The 18,699-nt window shown below is 69.1% G+C and carries 19 protein-coding genes; 13 read left to right on the forward strand and 6 right to left on the reverse strand.

Going from position 1 to position 18,699, the window contains the following annotated elements:
* The 8 genes from ACIPUC_RS20945 to ACIPUC_RS20980 form a co-directional block, all read left to right on the forward strand.
* Window positions 1-2,463: hypothetical protein (locus tag ACIPUC_RS20945; protein WP_446591194.1), on the forward strand; the 2,463-nt coding region annotated here is incomplete at its 5' end.
* Window positions 2,463-2,828, forward strand: coding sequence for a toxin-antitoxin system YwqK family antitoxin (locus ACIPUC_RS20950; protein WP_446591195.1), 366 nt, complete (start codon window positions 2,463-2,465; stop codon window positions 2,826-2,828). The genes ACIPUC_RS20945 and ACIPUC_RS20950, both read left to right, overlap by 1 nt.
* A gap of 403 nt (window positions 2,829-3,231) precedes the next feature.
* The gene (locus ACIPUC_RS20955; RefSeq protein WP_446591196.1) at window positions 3,232-4,872 is read left to right on the forward strand and encodes a hypothetical protein; all 1,641 of its coding nucleotides are present in this window, start codon (window positions 3,232-3,234) and stop codon (window positions 4,870-4,872) included.
* A 72-nt stretch (window positions 4,873-4,944) separates the two neighbouring features.
* Window positions 4,945-5,589 (forward strand): hypothetical protein, encoded by a 645-nt coding sequence (locus ACIPUC_RS20960; protein WP_446591198.1) that lies wholly within the window; start codon window positions 4,945-4,947, stop codon window positions 5,587-5,589.
* A 261-nt stretch (window positions 5,590-5,850) separates the two neighbouring features.
* Window positions 5,851-6,639, forward strand: coding sequence for a hypothetical protein (locus ACIPUC_RS20965; protein ID WP_446591200.1), 789 nt, complete (start codon window positions 5,851-5,853; stop codon window positions 6,637-6,639).
* A 142-nt stretch (window positions 6,640-6,781) separates the two neighbouring features.
* Window positions 6,782-7,222, forward strand: coding sequence for a hypothetical protein (locus ACIPUC_RS20970; RefSeq protein WP_446591201.1), 441 nt, complete (start codon window positions 6,782-6,784; stop codon window positions 7,220-7,222).
* Between the two features lie 48 nt (window positions 7,223-7,270).
* Window positions 7,271-8,260, forward strand: coding sequence for a pentapeptide repeat-containing protein (locus tag ACIPUC_RS20975; protein ID WP_446591203.1), 990 nt, complete (start codon window positions 7,271-7,273; stop codon window positions 8,258-8,260).
* A 21-nt stretch (window positions 8,261-8,281) separates the two neighbouring features.
* Complete coding sequence (locus tag ACIPUC_RS20980) at window positions 8,282-9,064, forward strand: hypothetical protein (RefSeq protein ID WP_446591204.1); 783 nt, start codon at window positions 8,282-8,284, stop codon at window positions 9,062-9,064.
* Here ACIPUC_RS20980 and ACIPUC_RS20985 read toward each other — a convergent pair.
* Complete coding sequence (locus ACIPUC_RS20985) at window positions 9,057-9,590, reverse strand: TetR/AcrR family transcriptional regulator (RefSeq protein ID WP_446591205.1); 534 nt, start codon at window positions 9,588-9,590, stop codon at window positions 9,057-9,059. The two genes, ACIPUC_RS20980 and ACIPUC_RS20985, sit on opposite strands and share 8 nt — an antisense overlap.
* A gap of 101 nt (window positions 9,591-9,691) precedes the next feature.
* On the opposite strand from ACIPUC_RS20985, the gene ACIPUC_RS20990 reads away from it, so the two are divergent.
* On the forward strand, window positions 9,692-10,156 hold the full coding sequence (locus ACIPUC_RS20990; RefSeq protein ID WP_446591206.1) for a nuclear transport factor 2 family protein: 465 nt from the start codon (window positions 9,692-9,694) through the stop codon (window positions 10,154-10,156).
* Between the two features lie 19 nt (window positions 10,157-10,175).
* On the opposite strand, the gene ACIPUC_RS20995 is transcribed toward ACIPUC_RS20990, so the two are convergent.
* Window positions 10,176-10,778: a TetR/AcrR family transcriptional regulator gene (locus ACIPUC_RS20995; protein WP_446591207.1), complete on the reverse strand. Its 603-nt coding sequence runs from the start codon at window positions 10,776-10,778 to the stop codon at window positions 10,176-10,178.
* A 141-nt stretch (window positions 10,779-10,919) separates the two neighbouring features.
* Between ACIPUC_RS20995 and ACIPUC_RS21000 the strand changes: the two genes are divergently transcribed.
* From ACIPUC_RS21000 to ACIPUC_RS21010, 3 genes are all read left to right on the forward strand, one after another.
* The gene (locus ACIPUC_RS21000; RefSeq protein WP_446591209.1) at window positions 10,920-12,521 is read left to right on the forward strand and encodes an MDR family MFS transporter; all 1,602 of its coding nucleotides are present in this window, start codon (window positions 10,920-10,922) and stop codon (window positions 12,519-12,521) included.
* 108 nt (window positions 12,522-12,629) lie between these two features.
* The gene (locus ACIPUC_RS21005) at window positions 12,630-13,478 is read left to right on the forward strand and encodes a polysaccharide deacetylase family protein (RefSeq protein WP_446591211.1); all 849 of its coding nucleotides are present in this window, start codon (window positions 12,630-12,632) and stop codon (window positions 13,476-13,478) included.
* 172 nt (window positions 13,479-13,650) lie between these two features.
* Window positions 13,651-13,980 (forward strand): nuclear transport factor 2 family protein, encoded by a 330-nt coding sequence (locus tag ACIPUC_RS21010; RefSeq protein ID WP_446591212.1) that lies wholly within the window; start codon window positions 13,651-13,653, stop codon window positions 13,978-13,980.
* Window position 13,981: 1 nt separating this feature from the next.
* Here ACIPUC_RS21010 and ACIPUC_RS21015 read toward each other — a convergent pair whose 3' ends face one another.
* Window positions 13,982-15,118 (reverse strand): serine hydrolase domain-containing protein, encoded by a 1,137-nt coding sequence (locus ACIPUC_RS21015; RefSeq protein WP_446591214.1) that lies wholly within the window; start codon window positions 15,116-15,118, stop codon window positions 13,982-13,984.
* A 144-nt stretch (window positions 15,119-15,262) separates the two neighbouring features.
* Here ACIPUC_RS21015 and ACIPUC_RS21020 point away from each other — a divergent pair, with 144 nt between their 5' ends.
* Entirely contained in the window at window positions 15,263-15,901 is a 639-nt protein-coding gene (locus ACIPUC_RS21020) for a hypothetical protein (protein ID WP_446591216.1), read from the forward strand.
* Between the two features lie 183 nt (window positions 15,902-16,084).
* Here the strand turns inward: ACIPUC_RS21020 and ACIPUC_RS21025 are convergent, their stop codons facing one another.
* From ACIPUC_RS21025 to ACIPUC_RS21035, 3 genes are all read right to left on the reverse strand, one after another.
* Window positions 16,085-17,365, reverse strand: coding sequence for an extracellular solute-binding protein (locus ACIPUC_RS21025; RefSeq protein ID WP_446591218.1), 1,281 nt, complete (start codon window positions 17,363-17,365; stop codon window positions 16,085-16,087).
* 263 nt (window positions 17,366-17,628) lie between these two features.
* Window positions 17,629-18,246 (reverse strand): SMI1/KNR4 family protein, encoded by a 618-nt coding sequence (locus ACIPUC_RS21030; protein WP_446591220.1) that lies wholly within the window; start codon window positions 18,244-18,246, stop codon window positions 17,629-17,631.
* Window positions 18,247-18,305: 59 nt separating this feature from the next.
* A complete protein-coding gene (locus tag ACIPUC_RS21035) occupies window positions 18,306-18,656 on the reverse strand; it encodes a DUF192 domain-containing protein (protein WP_446591221.1) in 351 nt (116 codons plus the stop codon).
* Between the last annotated feature and the right edge of the window lie 43 nt (window positions 18,657-18,699).

Raw genomic sequence — 18,699 nt, forward strand, 5'->3', positions numbered from 1 at the left:
CTGGACGAGAAGGTCAAGGCGATCTCGTCGGGCGGGGCGGCGGTCGCGACGAAGACGTCGGACGTCCACACCAGCTTCGGCGGTATCCAGGCCTTCTACCAGGCTCCGGAAGCGGACCAGCTGTTCGCGACGACGAAGCCGGTCTCCGACCTGGGCCTGAAGCTCAGCTCCGACATGTGCACGATCGCCGGCGCCCTGGGCACGTACTCCCGCGACGCCGCTCCCGTCATCAAGAAGCTGGAGAACCTGAAAGCGGAAGCGCAGGCGTTCCGCAGGGAGACGGACAAGGACGAGAAGTGGCGTGAGGACGGCGATCTGATCGACGAGAACCTCGAACGCCGCAACAAGATCGCCGAGGTCTGGGCCGAGTTCCACGACGTGGAGCGGGCCTGCCACGCCAAGATCGTCGCCCTGGTCGGCGGGACGCCGCTGAAGAAGGACGACGGTTCGCACGGCGAGGGCATGTACGGCTACGACGCCGACGTTCTCAAGGCATCCAAGTCGCTGCCGTGGGGCGACGCGGTGGAGGAGTCCATACCGGGCTGGCAGATATGGGAGCACGGCTGGGAGTTCACCAAGGGCTTCTTCGTCGACGGTGTCTGGGGCACCCTCAAGGGTCTGGGCGGCCTGGTCGGCCTCCAGGGCTGGGACACGTTCAAGCAGTCGTGGGCGGGGCTCGGGAAGCTCGCGACGGGTTTGTCGATCGCCTTGATCCCGGGTGTGGGCCCGCTCTTCATGGCGATGCCGGACGACAAACTGCCCTCCTATCTGCGCGAGTCGCGCACCGCGATGAAGGAGACGGGCAAGGCCCTCCTCGCGTGGGATCAGTGGGGATCCAACCCGGGCCGCGCGGCGGGCGCGGTCACCTTCAATGTGATCACGACCATCGCCACGGGTGGTACGGGTGGTGCGGTCTCGGGTGCGGGCAAGGCCGGTGCGGTCGCGAAGGCGCTGTCGCTGGCGGGCAAGACCGGCCGGGTCGTGGACCCGATGACCTACATCATGAAGGGCGCGGGCGCGGGCATCACGAAGGCGGGCGACGTGATGGCCGGCCTGAAGGGCCTGGGCAACATCGAGATCCCGAAGATCGGCGACGGGGCGTTCTCCATGCCGGAAGGTGCCCTCAAGCTCCCCGACGGCTCGATCCAGCTCCCCAAGGGCACGGCGGTCCCGGACGGCGCGATCAAGCTCCCCGACGGCAACATCAAGCTCCCCGAGGGCACAGCCACCCTGCCCCCGGGCACGGTCAAGCTGCCGGTCGACGGTCCGTCGCAGTTCATGGACCCCAAGGGCAACATCTACGACGCGAACGGCGCGATCACCCAGCACGCGAAGGACGCCCCGACGGGCAAGCCGGACGCGGACGCGGGCGCGGGCGTGCCGAAAACCGACGCCCCGAAGGTGGACTCCCCGGCCACGGCCAAGGTCCCGGACCGCGAACTGGCAAGTGTCGGCGGCCGCGGCGGCGACGACGGCATCCGCCTCGGCTCCAACATCTCCGACCCGGTCCACGTCGCAGACCAGACCCCGGGCTCCCGCCCGGACAACACCCCCGGCGGCAACGCCCCGGACAACATGCCGCGCAACAGCACGGACACCCACACCCCCGGCGCGAGCGGCGGCCGCCCGGAAACCCCGTCCACGGGTGGGCACGCGGATACGCCTTCCACGGGCGGCGGATCGCACACCGACGGTCCCGGCACCGGTGGATCACACTCGGACGGTCCTGGCACCGGCGGGAGTCACACCGACGGCCCCGCCACGGGCGACCATGCAGACCACAACGCACCCGGCTCGGCGTCGACGCCCGCTGATGCGATTTCCCCGGAGACCCGGCTTCCCGATCCCGACGGCAAACACCCGGCCGGGCATGGGGAGAAGCTGCTGGACTTGTTCGACATGCAGGGCCCTCGCGTCTCCACGGAGAATGGGCTCGTCACCCACATTGACAACCAGCCCGTCGACCAGTACCTCGACAATCTGGCGAAGGAACGGGCGAAGGTATACCGGGACGCGAAGGACGCCAAGCAGTTCGTCAAGGGTGACGTGGGCGCCTGTGTGGGAGCGGTCATAGATACGCGAACCGGCATTGTGATTGAAGGCATCAACGGGCGTTCCAACAACGTCATTCCGCTGGACAAGCTCCACCCGACGCTTCGCGGACTTTATGAGGAGATGGCCCCGAACAAGCCGCACGTGGACCATCCGTTGGGCCATGCGGAAGTGAAGGCCACCAATGAGTTGCTGTGGGCTCGCACCAGACTCGGGCTGCCCTCAGGGGTGGACGCCATGAAGGAGATTCGCGCCGCGGTTGAATTCCCCTTCAATAAGAACAGAGAAACGGGCCTCCCCGGCAAGCCTGCCCCATTCTGTGCCAACTGCTATCATATGCTCCCCGAGATGCCGACCACGAATGGTCGATTCACGGCCTACCCCGCTGATGATTCGAATTGGATTCCATAATGGCTTCACCCCATCGCATCGATGTCGACGATCCTGATGTCGACATGGACATGGATCAGCGCCTGCTCTACCGCGACGAGTTGTTCACCGGAGAGGCTGCTGAATATCAGGACGGCCAAATGGTCTGCCTCGACGTCTACGTCGATGGTGTTCGGGATGGTTTGTCACAGGCGTGGTACTCAGACGGCACCCTGAAGCTTGTGGGGACCGTCCGCAATGGAGTCCCCTTGGGTGAGTTCAAGGAGTGGCACCCCAATGGCGTTCTGAAGTCTCGGCAGATGTTCGATAGCGATCTCTACGGGCTCCGCGAGGAATCTGTTTGGGACGAGGAGGGTCGCCTGGTTCGCGACTGGCGTCGCGAGTAGTGCCAGGAGGACGGCCTTGATTGCCGGCACACCCGTCGCGCGATGGTCTGGGGAGAGCCGGGCCATGAGATCGTCCTGGTCCGCGAGGCAGTTCACAGGTTCCCTTCGGCGCTCAGGGTTCTCGACCAGTACCGTCTGGACCGGCGCGGAGCCGGTGGAAGGGATGTTCTCGCTCACCGTCGAGGTGTCCGAGGGATTCTTCCAGGTGGGGCTTACGCGTTCTCCGATGCTTGTCGGCCGGTCATCCGTGCGCTCCGGACCTGTGAGGGCGTGAGCAGGAGGCAGGGGCGCTTTGAGATCCCTTGCCGGCACGGAATCTTCAGTCAGACCCCGAAGTTCGCGGCCGGGTACCGGCGGCGAGGCGCTGTCGCTGGCGGGCAAGACCGGCCGGGTCGTGGACCCGATGACGTACATCATGAAGGGCGCGGGCGCGGGCATCACGAAGGCGGGCGACGTGATGGCCGCCCTGAAGGGCCTGGGCAAGATCGAGGCCCCGAACATCAACATCGACGGCGCGATAGCCCTCCCCGAAGGTGCTGTCCATCTCCCCGACGGCGCGATCCACCTCCCGTCGGGCTCGGCGGTCCCGGACGGCGCGATCAAACTCCCCGACGGCAACATCAAACTCCCCGAAGGCACGGCCACCCTCCCGCCGGGCACGGTCAAGCTGCCCTTCGACGACAGCCCGGCGAAGTACGTCGACGGCGACGGCAACCTCTACAAGGGCGACGGCAGCGTCCTCCAGCGCGGCAAGGACGCCAAGGCCGAGACCCCGACCCCGTCCACGAAGCCGGACCCGGCCGGTCCCCAGCACGCCACCCCGGACCCGAAGGCGCCGACGAGGCCGGACGCGGACGGCCCCCAGTACGCCACCGCGGAGCCGAAGCCGCCCACGAAGCCGGACGCGGACACGGACGCCCCCCAGCAGGTCACCGCGGCCGGGAACCTGCCGCTGAAGGCGGACACGGACCTTCCCCAGAGCGCCACCACGGCCGAGGTCCCCGAGCGCGTCCCGGCAGGGGTCGGCGCCCGCGGCGAGGAGGCCATCCGCCTCGACTCCAACCTCTCCAACCCGGTCCACCACGCCGACCACACCCCCGGCCCCCGCCCGGACACCACCCCCGGCGGCCTCGCCCCGGACAACATGCCGCGCAACAGCACAGACCCGCACACCCCGTCCACGGGTGGCGGTCGTCCGGAGACTCCGTCGACTGGTGGTGGTCGCCCCGAGACTCCGTCCACGGGTGGTGGTCGTCCGGAGACCCCGTCCACCGGCGGTGGTCGTCCGGAGACCCCGGAAACCCCGGGCGGCACGGGTCACACCGACGGCCCGTCCGCGGGCGACGGCCCGGAGACGCCGGGTGGCGGAGGCGGTACCGGCGACGGTACCGGCAACGGCTCGGGGATGCCCGAGCAGCAGCCCGCGGTCATCCTGGAAGGCCCCCGGATCGGCCAGCAGCCCAGTGGACCCATGTCCCCTGAGCGGGAGGCCGCCGTGACGGAGGCTCTCCAGGCCGTAAAGGTTCCGCCGGTGGACCAAGGCCGCATGCTCGTGCAGCTGAAGAAGTCGGAATACGGTGCAGCAGTCGCGGAATACATCGCGAGCGGCCGATTTGCGGACACCCCCGGGTTCAAGAACCCCGAGGGCCTTCTGTTCCAGGTCAAGCAGGGCGACATGATTCCCGCTGTGCACCAGGCGCTGGAGCACGCTGCGGAGCTCCAGGCCAAGGGGCTGAAGGGCATTGAGTTCGAGGTGAAGCTTCCGGGCGAGAAGCTCGACCTCGACGTGCTGGTTCGCCACGACGGACGCATCGAGTACGGTGCCCAACTCAAGGATGTCGACAGCGTCGCGGGCATCAGGTCTGCGGTCAAGAAGATCGCGAACAAGCAGCTCCTGGGAGCCCTGGACGACACGGGCCTCCCGAAGACCCCGATCGACGTCAAGGCGGGAATTTTGGATATCAGAGGCCTGAAGGCCGAGCTCACGGAACGTGATATCCATGGCTGTCCAACAGGCTGCCGACCGTTGCAACGCCTCTTTTGAGCTAAAGTTCGATGACGGGTCCGTCACCATCTTTCCGACCAATGCCTCCAAACCTTAAGGAGTTTTCTGACCATGCTGATGCGCGCGCCCAAAGAGAGCGGCTCGTGGTCCTGGAACCTGGAGGACGTCGAGGAGCCCGGTCTGGAGTTCGCGCTCATGACCGCGGCGCGCATGAGCGTGGTGCTGGAGAAGCACGCCTTGCTGGTGCCGTCCTCACTCGAGTGGGCCTGGTTCCAGACCGGCAAGGGCGGCCTCGGAGTCCACAGTCGCCTGAACCTCGTCACGCGTTCGCTCGACGATCCGGCACTGCCCGATGCGCTCCGCGCCTGTCGGCCGACCGGTCATCCGCAGGCAGAGATCGGTGGAATCCTCGTGCTCGGATCGGGCACTTGGTTCGACGCGGACGGAGAACGGCACAGGGAATACCGTCTGGTGGAACTCATGGTGGCACCGGATGAGACGGACCTCTGGATCGAACTGTCCGTATACCACGACGTCTGGGGTCAGTGTGATTTCCGGGGCGAGCCGCAGCCGGCCATACACGCCAACAACGCGCCGCGGCTCGCCTCGGCCCTGCAGGAGCTCGACCAGTTGCTCGGAGTCGCGGCGGAGCCCGGTGAGCCGACGTACTACGGGCGGGCCGAGGGCTACGGACTCAAGGCTCCCGACATCATCGACGGGCGGGGACCGGACCTCACCGACACCGCATTCGGGTAGACGGCGGCATCCGCGGCGCGGACGCGTGGTGCGCCTGCTCGCAATCGGTGAGCCGATGTCCGCGGGGAGCTTGCTTTGATCACTGTCGACCCGGTGGGCGAATGGTTCTGGGAGACGGCGGTTGACGTCCTCGAGGGGCAGGGTGCGCGTCGTGCGCTCCGGCTTTTCGGCCGACTTCACTCCCTCGGATCCGATCTCGGACTCGTCGATGGCTGGGGTCGCGGGGGAGTCGGCGTCGTCACTCTGAAGGCTCCCCGGCACGTGCGGTACGAGTGGGAGGGCGCCGGACCCCTCGACCGCGCGGTGGCGACGGGCGCGGCGTCATTCGACGAGGACAGCACACTCCACCTGTGGAGCGTGCTGCCCGGCGCATGGCTGGACGCAGACGGCCGGGCGCATCGTTCGGAGCGTCTCTTCGCGCTGCGTCTGCTCGTGTGGCCCAAGGGACACGCCAGCGTTTCGCTGGCCGCATACTCCGACGCCTGGATGACGCTGGATCTGCGGGAACGCCCGCAGCCGGAGGTCGCCGCGTTGAACGCCCCGCGCCTGGAGGCTCTGCTCAGCGCCGTGTCCGAGCTGCTCAATGCTGAGATCGAACCGGGCGATCCCACGTACTTCGGCCGGCCCACGGCTTCCGGCTTCGAGGATCTGGCGGACGAGGGAACGGACTACATCGACCCCTGGAGCACCTTCGCCGTACCGGCCAGATGGCAGCGCATGCTCAACCTCCTGCCGAAGGGGTACGAGGAGCAGTCGTACGAGGCGTTCACCGAAGGCCCGGTCCGGTACATCGAGGTCCGGCGCGGTGGTCACACCGTCGGCCACCTCTGGGCAGGGACGGACAGCAGCTCCGCGGGATACGAGCCCCGCACCGCAGCCGGAGACATCGCCTTCACCGCCGGCGTACCGCTCCTGCTGGCGTTCGCCCAGGCGCACCAGGCCGGAACGGCTGCGCTCGACGCCCTGGGAGACGCGGCATCGCCGGAACCCCCTGCGGAGATCCAGGACGCGGACTCACTCGACGCTCTGCAGGAACTGTCCGGCCACTGATCGACGTTCCGCAAGCGGGCCGGTAGGCGCCGCTACTGCTGGACCACTTCGACCTGCACGGAGCCGCCGTAACCGGGGAGGCTCATCGAGATGAGTACCCGTACTCAGGCGGTTGGTCCCTTCCGCCGCGACACTGCACAGCATGTCGAATCAGACGGCGGATCAGTCGCGTTCACCGATGTACTGGGTGGCGGACCTCATCCTGGCCCTCCTCACGGTCGCGATCCTGGGAGCGGTACTGGTCGGCGGCCTCCTCTACGCCGCCTTGGCGGAGTTCGGCTTTCTCATGGGTGGCATCGGCTCCGCCCCCCAATGGCAGGGGGTGCCCCTCACCGCTGAGGTGTTCACCTTCCTCGGCGTTCTGTGCTGCGGCTCTGCGCTGACCGCCTTCGGCTTCCATCGGCTGCGCGCCCCGTTCGCCGTGGTCGTGCACAGCATGGCCTGCGCGCTGCTCCTCGTGCTGACGCTGGTGATGGCGGTCGCCTCGTGCACGGTCTCCGACCCGGCCACTGACCGCGCTCCCAGCCAGCCGACCCTGCTGTGCCGCAGCGGCGACAACAGCAGCGAGTGCCCCGGCGGCTGACCTGCCCCGATCCGTATCATCAGCGGGCGTGTATCGGAAGAGAGCGTGATGGACGAGCGACTTGCGGGCTTTCTCGGTACGTATCTCGACGCCGAGCAGGCGTACGACACGAGCGGGTACCTCCGGCCTACCCTGATGTCGTTCAACGACGCGTACGTCCAGGCGGTCCGCGACGGCATCGCCGAGATGCTTCGGGATCCGGATTTCGGGACTGCGGAATACGAAGCCCTGACGGACGTCGAGTTCCCGCACGAGGCTTCTCTTCGGCAGTACCTCCGGGACATGCACGCGTACCTCTTCGAGGGCGGCACCGCCCAGCCCGTCCCCGCGCAAGTGGACAAGCGGTGGAGCCCGCGTGTCATGCCGGCGGACTCCGAGGCGGCCGGACGCCTGAGGGAATGGCTCGACGGCGACGGCGACGGCGATGACGGCGACGGCGACGGCGACGGCGATGACGACGGCAACGACGGCGCTGGCGGCGGGATCGACGTCATGGGCCTGGATCTGAGTGGTGCGGACCTGTCGGGCGCCGATTTCTCCGAGTCCCTGTTCATGGACACGCGGCTCGTCGACGCCCGGTTGGCCGGTGCCGAGTTCTACCGCGCGGAGCTACAGGGGGCCGACCTCACACGGGCCGATCTGACGAACGCCTGCCTGGTGCGGGCGCAACTCGATGATGCCGTGCTCCGGAACGCCGTCCTCGACGGTGCGGACTTGGGCAGGGCATCCCTCTACCAAGTCGACGCCTCGTCCGCCCGTTGTCGTGGAACCCGGTTCATGGGCGCTTCGCTGCTGGATGTCAACTTCCGCGGTGCGGACCTCAGTCAGGCGATCCTGCAGGAGAACAGTTTTCGGGTGACCCTGGACGGCGACACCGTACTGACGGGGCTCACCGGTTCACTGTTCGGTCCGGTGGAAGTCGTCGAGGAGCGCGGGACCCGTACGATCGCCGGGATCGAGCTCGAGAAGTGGATCAGGAGCCGGGGCGGGGACGTACGGGTGCTGGAACCGCGCTGGCGGGCTGGCAACCAGGGATAGGCGAGGTCAGGAGCGGTCGGCGTGCTGGAACGCCTCCGGGCAGTGGAATGGGACGGCGACTGGGACGCTGCGTTCGCGCGCGTCATGTCCCGTCGTCTGCTGATGCGCGAATATCTGCGGCGCGCCGGGCTGTGGGCGCAGGCCTACTCGGCCGAGAGCGCGTGGCCGTTCTTCGACGTCGTCGAGTACGTGGATCCCGCATTCTCGCTACCCCCCCGACTGGCCGCACAACTCCAGCAATACCTGGGCACGTTCACCGGCCTCAGCGCCGTCAAACGGACCTGTACGGGGGCCGTGCGGCTGGCGGAGTACCGGGCGCTGCACGCCGATGCCCTTCCGGCCCTGCCCGACCTCTACGAGCCGCTCCTGCTCTTCTACGAGCGGGGCGGCGCGTTCCTCCAGGACAACACCTGTTTCCTCGACCTGACCGGTGTGCTGATGCGCCCCGGAACGCTGCAGGGCCACGCCGCCGGTCCGGCGCTGAGCTCCCTCGACCATGCGGTGCTCGACGCCGTGGACGCCGCGGGGCGCATCACCTACTACGCGGCGGCGGCCGGTGACCGGCAGGGCCGGCTGCTGCGGCGTCGTGTGGTGCGGACGGTGACGTACGACGAGGAGTTCGGCCGGAATGGCCCGAGCTGGCAGCCGACCGGCGAGGCGTTGCCCACGTCTCCGGACCGGGCGGCGGAGCTCGGACTGGCGTCGCTGGACGAGATGGAGGCGGCCAACCTCATCGCGGCCGCCTTGGCGGGCGTGCGCGCCTCGTCGCACCACCCCTCGCCGCCGCCACGCCGCTTCAGATGAGCCGTTCCGCGGCCGCCCGCGCCCGCAGGGCCGGGGTCGGGCCGGGGTCCAGGGCGGCCACCGCCGTCGCCCCCTCGACCAGGATCAGGAGCTGGTCCGGCAGCTCCTCGCGGTCGGGGCCGGCCAGTTCGGACAGCAGGGAGCGCAGTTCCGTCTTGTGGCGGCGTACGACGTCCAGTACGCCCGCCGGGCCGGCCGGGCCCAGCTCCCCGTACGCGTTCACGAACGCGCAGCCCCGGAAATCCGGCTCGGAGAACCAGGCCGCCAGCCAGTCGAAGACCGACAGGAGCGGCGGTTCCGGGGAGGCCGCAACCGCTGACCGCAGGCTCGTCATCCAGCGGCGGTCTCGGCGCTCCAGGTACGCCGTGACCAGGGACTCCTTCGCCGGGAAGAGCCGGTAGAGCCGCTTCAGCGGGACACCCGACTCCGTGCGGATGCGGTCCATGCCGACCGCCTGGATGCCGTCGGCGTAGAACAGCTTCTCCGCCGCGTCCAGGAGTCGGGTGCGGGCCTCTTCGTCGTCCATGCGGGAAGGGTAGTCCAGTTCCGCTGGTGCGAAGAACGGGCGTTCTCTAGGATGAGAACGAGCGTTCTCGTTAGTCTTCGCCGAGCACGAGAGGGACCGTCATGACCTCCGCCGTACGTCCGCCCCTGCCGCCCTTCACCGAGGAGTCGGCCCGCGCCAAGGTCCAGGCCGCCGAGGACGCCTGGAACAGCCGGGACCCCGAGCGCGTGGCCCTCGCGTACACCGAGGACTCGGTCTGGAGGAACCGCGACCGGTTCCTCACCGGCCGCGCCGAGATCCGGGAGTTCCTCGCCGAGAAGTGGGAGCGCGAGCTGGACTACCGGCTCCGCAAAGAGCTCTGGGCGTACACCGGCGACCGCATCTCCGTCCGCTTCGAGTACGAGTGGCACGACGCCTCCGGCCAGTGGTGGCGCAGCCACGGCAACGAGCAGTGGGAGTTCGACCCGGCCGGGCTGATGCGCAGGCGCGAGGCCGGCATCAACGACGTTCCCATCGCCGCCCGGGACCGCCGGATCCGGGCCGGCGCACCCGCGGCGCCCTCGACCGTTTCCGGACCGCAGCACTAGCGGGTGGCCCCACCGCCCTCTAGGAGGCCTGGTGCGCCTGCGTGATGAGGTCGGTCGCGACCTCCAGGGCGGCCAGCCGGGTCTCCTCCGGATCGCCCTCCACGTGCTGGAGGTACATCATCCCGGCGTGGAGGGTGAACAGGGCGCTGACGCAGCGTACTTGGTCGGTGAGCGGGCCGTCCTTCGTGCGCAGGAGCTCCACCAGCTGGGACATCCAGTCCTTCATGGTCTCGCCGATGGTCAGCTCGCGCATGGTGGCCTGGTTCTCCTGCATGAAGCGGAACAGTGAGGCTCCCGCGCCCATGGACTCGCTGTAGCGGCGCAGCACCTCCCGCTTGGTCTCCAGGGTGGGCGGCTGCTCCCTGGCCCAGGCGATCAGCTCGTCGACGGGCCGCGTCAGGTCCTGGAAGACGCTGACGATGATGTCCTCCTTGGTCTTGAAGTGGTAGTACAGCGCCGCCTTCGTGACCTCCAGCCGCTCCGCGATTTCCCGCAGCGAGGTCTTCTCGTACCCCTGCTCGACGAACAGCTCCAGCGCGACGTCCTGGATGCGCTGCCGCGTGTCCCCACGCCGTCTCTGCGACGAACCGCCCTGCGAAGTGCTGGTGCTGGTGCTGGACATTGCTGCTCCCCGTCTCTTCTGAACTTACTTGACGCCCGGCTAGTTACTTGTCTACCTTAATGGTGTACTAGCCGGGCGGCAAGTAAGCGCGGTTCGGTTCTGCTGATCGGCACGTCGTGGAGAAGGGTCAGGGGAGGGGGCATGGTGGACACAGCCAATTCTGCCGGGACTTCTGAGGGTGGGAAGCCGCGGAGTGTGGGGCTCGTGCTGGTGGCGGTCATGATCGCGATGCTGCTGGCCTCGCTGGACACCATGATCACCAGTACCGCGATCCCGACGATCGTCGGTGAGCTGGGCGGTCTGGAGCACCTGTCCTGGGTGGTCACCATCTACACGCTGGCCACGGTGGCGTCGACCCCGATCTGGGGCAAGGCCGGCGACCTGTACGGCCGCAAGGGCGTCTTCCTGACCTCGGTGGTCATCTTCCTGATCGGGTCCGCGCTGTGCGGCGCGGCCCAGGACATGGGCCAGCTGATCGCGTTCCGTGCGGTCCAGGGACTGGGCGGCGGCGGCCTGCTGGTCGGCGCCATGGCGATCATCGGCAGCCTGATCCCGCCCCGCGAGATCGGCAAGTACCAGGGCCTGATGGCCGCCGTCTCGGCCCTGTCCATGATCGGCGGCCCGCTGATCGGCGGCGCGATCACCGACTACCTGGGCTGGCGCTGGGCCTTCTACATCAACCTGCCCCTCGGCCTGCTGGCCCTGGCCATGGTCTCCGCGGTCCTCCACCTGCCCAAGACGGCGAAGGAAGGGCCCCGCCCGAAGGTCGACTACCCCGGCGCGGCGCTGCTGACCCTCGCGATCACCTCCACCGTCCTGGTCACGACCTGGGGCGGTACCGAGTACGCCTGGGGATCGGGCCAGATCCTGGGGCTGATCGTCGTCAGCGTCCTGTCGACGGCGGCGTTCCTGTACGCCGAGACCAAGGCCGCCGAGCCGGTCCTTCCGCTGTACGTCTTCCGCAACCGCAACTTCAGCCTCAACGCGCTAATCACCTTCCTCGTCGGCTTCGTGACGGTCGGCGGCGTCTTCTACCTCCCGCTGTTCCTCCAGACCGTCCAGGGCGCCTCCGCCACGAACTCCGGCCTGCTCCTGCTGCCCCTGCTGGCCTCGATGCTCACCGTCTCGATGATCACCGGACGGATCACCAGCAACAGCGGCAAGTACAAGATCTTCCTGGTCGTCGGCGGTGCGCTCGTGGTCGCCGGGCTCTTCCTCCTCGCGATGATGGACACCGGCACCCCCCGCCTGGTCTCGGGGCTGTACATGGCCGTCCTCGGCGCCGGAATCGGCTTCCTGATGCAGATCACGATGGTGGTCGCGCAGAACTGCGTCGAGCTGAAGGACATGGGCGTCGCCTCGACCGCCTCCACCCTCGGCCGCACGCTGGGCGGCGCGTTCGGAGTCGCGCTGATGGGCACGCTGTTCACCGCCCGGGTCACCCAGGCCATGACCGACCGCCTCGGTCCTCAGGCCGGAGCCCTCAGCTCCGCCCAACTCGACGCCGCGAGCCTGGCCGTCCTCCCCGACACGGTCCGCGAGGCATACCGCCACGCGGTCGCCATCGGCACCCACTGGGCCTTCCTCGTCTGCGCCGCCATCGCCGTACTCGGCTTCGCGGCCGCCCTGTTCATCAAGGAAGTCCCCCTCCGCGGAACCAACCCCACCCCCACCAACCCCACCGACACCAACAGCAAGACCCCGGCCCCCGCTCCGGCCCTGCAAGACGCCGCCGCCCACTGACCCCATCCATCCCATTAGTTGGATTTTATGGACCAATGGCCCGGAACCCGACTGTTGCGGCGAACGTCCTCATCCACAGAACGCTGACGAGGCGGATGGGGAGTGGACATGGGGTTCTTGACGCGCATGAACGAGAAGGGCATCCGGGCCCGCGCGGTCGTCGCGGCTTCGGCCGTCGCCGTGGTGGCGACGGTGTGGGGCGTGGCGACGGCGGTGGAATCGGGTCACGAGCCCGCGCAGCAGAACGTGTCCGGGCAGGAGCCCGAAACCCCGGGCCAGGCCGGGGGACAGCAGCAACCGGCGCGGATACCCGAGGGCATAGCCCACGCCTCGGAGAGCGGCGGGAACGCCGTCAACATGACCATCGACGACGGCCCTGACCCCCGCTGGACCCCGAAGGTCCTCGACGTACTGAAGAAGTACGACGTGAAGGCGACGTTCTGCATGATCGGCCCGCAGGCCAAGGCCCACCCCGACCTGGTCAAGAACGTCGTCGCGGCCGGCCACCGGCTCTGCGACCACACCATGGACCACGACACGTCCATGGACAAGAAGCCCGTCGCCTACCAGGAACAACAGATCCTGGACGCGAAGCGGCTGATCGAGGAAGCCGCGGGCGGCGGCGCGAAGGTCGAGTACTACCGGGCTCCCGGAGGCGCCTTCACCCCCGACAGCCGGCGCATCGCCGCCGCGCACGGGATGCGCCCGCTCGGCTGGAACGTGGACACCAAGGACTTCGGCAAGCCGGGTACGGCCGCCATCGTCGACGCCGTCAAGCGCGAGATCGGCAACGGCCCGACCGTGCTCTTCCACGACGGCGGCGGCAACCGCGCCCAGACCGTCGACGCCCTCGACCAGGTGCTGGCCTGGCTGAAGGAGCAGGGCCGGCCGACCGGCTTCCCGGTCCGCACCGCCCCCGACACCCCCGAAGCCCCCGAGGCCCCCGCCCGCTCCTGACACGCCGTCCGGGGCGAACGGGTGAGGGTCGACGCCCCGGGCAGGCCCGGGGTGTTCCCTGGTCGGGCACAGGTGAAAGCCCGGAAGCCCGGAAGCCCGCACCCACGCACCCAGGCACCCACGTACGCACGTACCCACGCACCCACGTACGCCCGACCGACCAGGAGGCCCCGTGACCATCACCCCCGCCAAACTGTCCGACCCCGTCGTCGGCGCCTTCGTCTCCGCCGTCAACGCGCACGACAAGGACGCCTTCCTCGCACTCCTCACCGCCGACGCGACCATGTCCGACGACGGGTCCGACCGCGACCTCAACCAGTGGATCGACAAGGAGATCTTCTCCTCCGGCGGCCACATGAACGTCCAGTCCGAGTCCGACGGCGGCCGCTCCCTGATCGTCGACTACCGCAACGACACCTGGGGCGAGATGCGCACCGCCTGGCGCTTCACCATCGCCCCCGGCGACGGCAAGATCAGCCGGTTCGAGACCGGGCAGGCCTGAACTACCGCCCCCGCGCCACCTTCAGCACCGCCGCCGTCAGGCCCTCCGTCTCAAGGCCCCGTCCGCCCGGGAAGCCGAAACGGCGGCGCGTGTACGCGAACGCGATCCCGGTGGCCGGGTCGGCGAAGGCCTGCCCGCCCGACGCGCCGCAGTGCCCGAAGGCCTCGGGACCCACCGCCGCCTGCTGCTCGAAGCCCAGCGCGAAGTGGTCCGACTCCGGCGTGACCCGGTCCGGGCCCTGCGTGTGCGGCGTGGCGAACTCGGCCGCCGTCCCCGGCTTCAGCAGCGGAGCACGGCCGTCCAGCTCGCCGATCGCCGCCGCGTACATCGCCGCGACACCCCGGGCCGTACCGGTGCCGCCGGCCGAGGCCGGACTCAGCTCCCGCACCCTGGGGTGGTTGGCGTACGCGACCGGGTCCATCGGCGGCTCCCGGTGCATGTTGAACGCGACCGGCAGCAGCTCCGGCACGGACGCGGCGCCCGCCGCCATCGCCGCCCGCTGCTCGGGGGTCGGCAGCATCTCCAGCACCGGCTTCCACCGGCCCTCTTCCGAGGCGGGCAGCCCCATGTAGAAGTCCAGCCCGTACGGGGCGCGCACGCGCTCCTCGAAGACCTCCTGGAGCGACCTGCCCGTCGCCCGCCGCACCACCTCGCCGGTCAGCGCGCCGATCACGAAGGCGTGGTAGCCGTACGCCGTCCCGGGCTCCCAGAACGGCTTCTGCGCGGCCAGCCGCTCCGCGATCAGGGCGTCGTCCGCTATCTCGTCGTAGTCGAAGCCCTCGTCGGTGTTGATCAGACCGGCCCGGTGGGCGAGCAGCTGGCGCAGCGTCAGCCGCTCCTTGCCGTGCCCGGTGAACTCCGGCCAGTACTCCGACACCGCCCGGTCCAGCTCGAGTACGCCGTCCTGCACCAGCAGCGCCACCACCAGGTGGGCCGCGCCCTTGGTGATGGAGAAGACCGCGCTCAGCGTGTCCGCGTCGGTGTCCTCGCCGGCCCACAGATCCACCACGCGGCGGCCCTCGTGGTACACCGCGAGCTGTGCCTCGGGCGAGTGCGGCTCGCGCGCCGCGAAGGCCTCGAACTCCTCGCGCACCGGTTCCCAGCCCGCCGCCACCGTGCCGTTCACGTCCACGCTCACAGGATCCCCCACTGATCGTTCGTCGTATCCGTCGGCGCACAACAGGAGTTGATCAGCCGATATTCCGCGCGGCGTGCGCTCCCGTACGGGTGAAAGCGAGAGCGGTGTCGTTCCGGCCCGCCGGAGGCCCCCGTTGGACCGGGCATGAAGCGCACCCGCATGGCAGCTCTCGCCCTCGCCACCACCGCGGCGGCCCTTGCCCCCGCCCTCGTCCAGCAGGCCACCGCCGCGGACGGGACGGCGTACCTCCAGGACCCGGCCGGGGGTGAGAAGACCATGAAGTCGATGTGGACCAAGGACGAGATGCACAAGGTGGAGGCGCAGTTCCGCTTCCACACCGGAGTCCAGTACGAGACGGTCACCCGCCCCGGCCCCTCCGGCGCCCCGGACTACGAGCGCCAGGTCCCCGACCCCAAGACGCTGGCGTGGCAGCCGTCGTACGAGTTCGCCTGGGCGGTGTCGGACTCGACGCTGGTGAAGAAGGCGGTGACGACAAAGGACGGCACCCACCCGATCGAGGTGCACGCCGTACTGCGCACCGCCAAGGGGGCCAAGGCCGGAGAGATCCGCCGGAAGCTGGACGGGAAGCCGGCGACGGGCCGCGAGAAGGTCGCGGGCGGCAAGCGCATCGCGTGTGACACCGGGGAGTACACGGTGGAGTGGTCGGTGACGCGCTCGGGCTACGGGACGCTCACGGGCACGATGCGCTGGAACTCCAGCTGCGAGCAGCACCGGAAGGCGTTCGCCGAGGACCACGGGAAGCAGGGCCGGCAAGGGGAGTAGGAGGAGCAAGGCCGGCGAGGGCATCGGGGCCGGCCGGAGCCCCGTCGAGGCCGGCCGCCCTGCGCACCTTGTGGGTGCTCGGCGGGCGACGGGGCCGGTGGCCTCGGATCGAGGCCGTAGGGGCCATCCTGCCGCACGGGATGGTCTGCGGCATGGGGCGAAGGTCCCGTGTCACGGAGTTCTTCAGTGCTTCTTCGAGGCCTCGTTCGCCTGGGAGGCGATGTCCTCGAGGACGGTCTTCGGGTCGACGTTCGGTTCCACCGCGCGTCCGATGTTGCGCTTGATGGTGTCGCTGACGGTCACCCAGGACGGGTCGTTCACCGGGTAGAGCTGCGCACCGTACAGCGCGGTCAGGAACTGCCGGTCGTTCTTCTCGAGGCCGCCGCCGGCCGGGGTGCGCGAGGCGGTGACGGTGGACGGCAGCAGGTGGTAGCGGTTGGCGAAGTCCGACAGGTTCTTGTCCTGGTAGAGGAAGTCCAGGAACCTGCTGATCTCCGGGCGGTTGTCGTTCTGCTTGAAGGCCATCATCCAGTCCGCCACGCCGACGGTCGGCGGGATCTCCCCGCTCGCGAGGGTGTCCGAGACCGGCATGGACACGGTGCCGACGCCGATGCCCTTGGCGCGCGCCTCGTGGGCGAGCGACGGATAGCCGTTGAGCATGCCGACCTCGCCCCGCAGGAACGCGGCGAAGGCGTCGGCGCGGTTCAGCTGGGACGGCGGGGTGGGGCCGACGAGGCCGGGGGCGACCATCTGGTCCTTGACCCAGCGCCACGTCTGGATGTTCGCGTCGGAGGCCAGGCTGTAGTTGCCGCTGCTGTCGGCGTAGCCGCCGCCGTTGCTCAGCTCCCAGATCATCGCCTCGGCGTGCGCCTCCTCGGGACCCAGGGGCAGGGCGTACGGGTACTTCACGCCCTTGTCCTTGAGCGCCTTGGCGGCGGACTTGAGCTCGGACCAGGTCTTGGGGGCGCTGACTCCGGCCTTGGCGAACAGCGCCTCGTTGTAGAAGAGGAGGCGGCTGCTCGCCACGAACGGCAGACCGTAGAGGGTGCTGCCGACGGTGCCGGCTTCGGCGAGCGGCTGGAGGAAGTTCGCCTCCCTGGTCACCGAGAGGAGCTCGTCCGCGGAATAGAGCTTGCCCTGCGCCGCGAAGTCCGAGTAAGAGCCCATGAGTGCGATGTCCGGCGCGTTCCCCGCCTTGACCATGCGGGACACCTCGCGGTCGATGTCGGCCCACGGCAGGAGCTTGACGTCGACCTTGATTCCGGGGTTCGCGGCGGTGAAATCGGCGGTCACCTTGTCCCAGAACGCCTTTGAACTGGTGGCCGGAGTGTCGCCGTATTCGGCAGCGACCAGGCGCAGCGTGCCGCCACCTGCGCCGGCGCCGGAACCGCCACAACCGGCCAGAGGTATCAGCAGGCCGAGCACGACCGTGGAGGCGGCCGAGCCGAAGATTCTTCGTCCCACGGGTGTATTCCCCTGATTTCTTTTGGATCCCGTTACTACTTATGAGTTGCTCCGGGCTGGGGTGTCCCGCATGGCCCGTTGGCCGGAATTCTCTCCTGAAAGTGGGGTGGCTGATTCCTTTGGGGGGCACTTGTGGGCAATGCTCCAACCAGCGCTTTTCCGAATGGTGTTTTCCGATATGTGATCCACGGGCCGGACGCGCGTAGACATGCCGAAACGCCCGTTTCCGGTCACGGAACGGGCTCGCGGCTGTGACGGGAACGTCAGTCGGCGAATTCGCCCGCGTACGGGTCCGGGTCGCCCGTCTCGGGGTTGCGGCCCTCCTGCCACCGGCGCTGGGCCTTGCGCCAGTGGACGAAGCTGAGGTGGCCGCCGTCCCAGAAGGTGATGCTGACCGGGCTCACGTCGAACTCGTCGGAGCAGAGCCGGTAGAGGAATTCGGCCATGCCGTACGGGTACACGGCGAAGGAGTCGGCGGTGTGCCGCCCGCAGACCAGGACCGGCCACCGGTCCGGGTCGGGGTCGGAGGTGAGCCAGCACAGGATGTCGGACCCGCCGGTGACGCCCCAGGCGATGATCGCCTCCGGGTCCACGTCGAAGGCGGCCCGGCCGCCCTCCGCCTCCCAGACGTGCCGGGCGTTGTCGGTCTCCTCGGCCATCTCGGCCGGGTCCCACTGGAGTCCCGGCTTGGGGAGCGGGAGCAGGATGCTGGCCTCGCCGTTGATGGAGCCCGCGCCGAAGCGGCCCATGAAGGCGACGAAGTCGGCCGGGAACCGGGTGCCCCAGGCCGCCTCGGCGCTCTGCCAGTCGATGTCCTCATCGGCGCCGTGCGTCGCCGGCATGATCTGCTCCAGCGCCTTGATCCGCGCGTTCTCCGTCATGCCGCTCCCCTGACACCCCAGCTCAACCGCCCCAACCTACCGCCGGGGCCGTTCCTCGCCTAGCGGATGTCCACGTGCAGGCCGATGCCGCGTCGAAGCCCCCAGCCGGCCATCGCTCCGGCCGCCGCCTCGAGGACGTGCCGGGACCGCAGGCGGGGCAGGCCGAGCCGGCCGGGGGCCATCGTGACGACGTCCAGCACACCGAGGTCCCTGTCGAGGTACGCGACGTCGATCGCGAAGCGCATCCGGAAGGTGTGCACGCCCGCCGCGGGGGTGAGCAGCAGGGCCCCGTCGATCCCGTCCCGCCCCAGCAGGCCCCGGGTCCGGGCCCGGTACGAGGCGGCGACCTCCAGGGGCACCGCCACCGCCCCGACCCTGAGCGTGGCCTCGCCGTCCCGCCAGTTCGCCATGGCGGCAGGCTATGCCCCGCCAGGAGGTCCGGCCTACCTTCGG

The organism is Streptomyces sp. LARHCF249 (assembly GCF_052871255.1).

Coding starts and splice junctions, on each gene's coding strand:
- ACIPUC_RS20950 (WP_446591195.1), top strand. CDS start 2,463: ATGGCTTCACCCCATCGCATCGATGTCGACGATCCTGATGTCGACATG.
- ACIPUC_RS20955 (WP_446591196.1), top strand. CDS start 3,232: ATGACGTACATCATGAAGGGCGCGGGCGCGGGCATCACGAAGGCGGGC.
- ACIPUC_RS20960 (WP_446591198.1), top strand. CDS start 4,945: ATGCTGATGCGCGCGCCCAAAGAGAGCGGCTCGTGGTCCTGGAACCTG.
- ACIPUC_RS20970 (WP_446591201.1), top strand. CDS start 6,782: ATGTCGAATCAGACGGCGGATCAGTCGCGTTCACCGATGTACTGGGTG.
- ACIPUC_RS20975 (WP_446591203.1), top strand. CDS start 7,271: ATGGACGAGCGACTTGCGGGCTTTCTCGGTACGTATCTCGACGCCGAG.
- ACIPUC_RS20985 (WP_446591205.1), bottom strand. CDS start 9,590: ATGGACGACGAAGAGGCCCGCACCCGACTCCTGGACGCGGCGGAGAAG.
- ACIPUC_RS20990 (WP_446591206.1), top strand. CDS start 9,692: ATGACCTCCGCCGTACGTCCGCCCCTGCCGCCCTTCACCGAGGAGTCG.
- ACIPUC_RS20995 (WP_446591207.1), bottom strand. CDS start 10,778: ATGTCCAGCACCAGCACCAGCACTTCGCAGGGCGGTTCGTCGCAGAGA.
- ACIPUC_RS21000 (WP_446591209.1), top strand. CDS start 10,920: ATGGTGGACACAGCCAATTCTGCCGGGACTTCTGAGGGTGGGAAGCCG.
- ACIPUC_RS21005 (WP_446591211.1), top strand. CDS start 12,630: ATGGGGTTCTTGACGCGCATGAACGAGAAGGGCATCCGGGCCCGCGCG.
- ACIPUC_RS21020 (WP_446591216.1), top strand. CDS start 15,263: ATGAAGCGCACCCGCATGGCAGCTCTCGCCCTCGCCACCACCGCGGCG.
- ACIPUC_RS21030 (WP_446591220.1), bottom strand. CDS start 18,246: ATGACGGAGAACGCGCGGATCAAGGCGCTGGAGCAGATCATGCCGGCG.
- ACIPUC_RS21035 (WP_446591221.1), bottom strand. CDS start 18,656: ATGGCGAACTGGCGGGACGGCGAGGCCACGCTCAGGGTCGGGGCGGTG.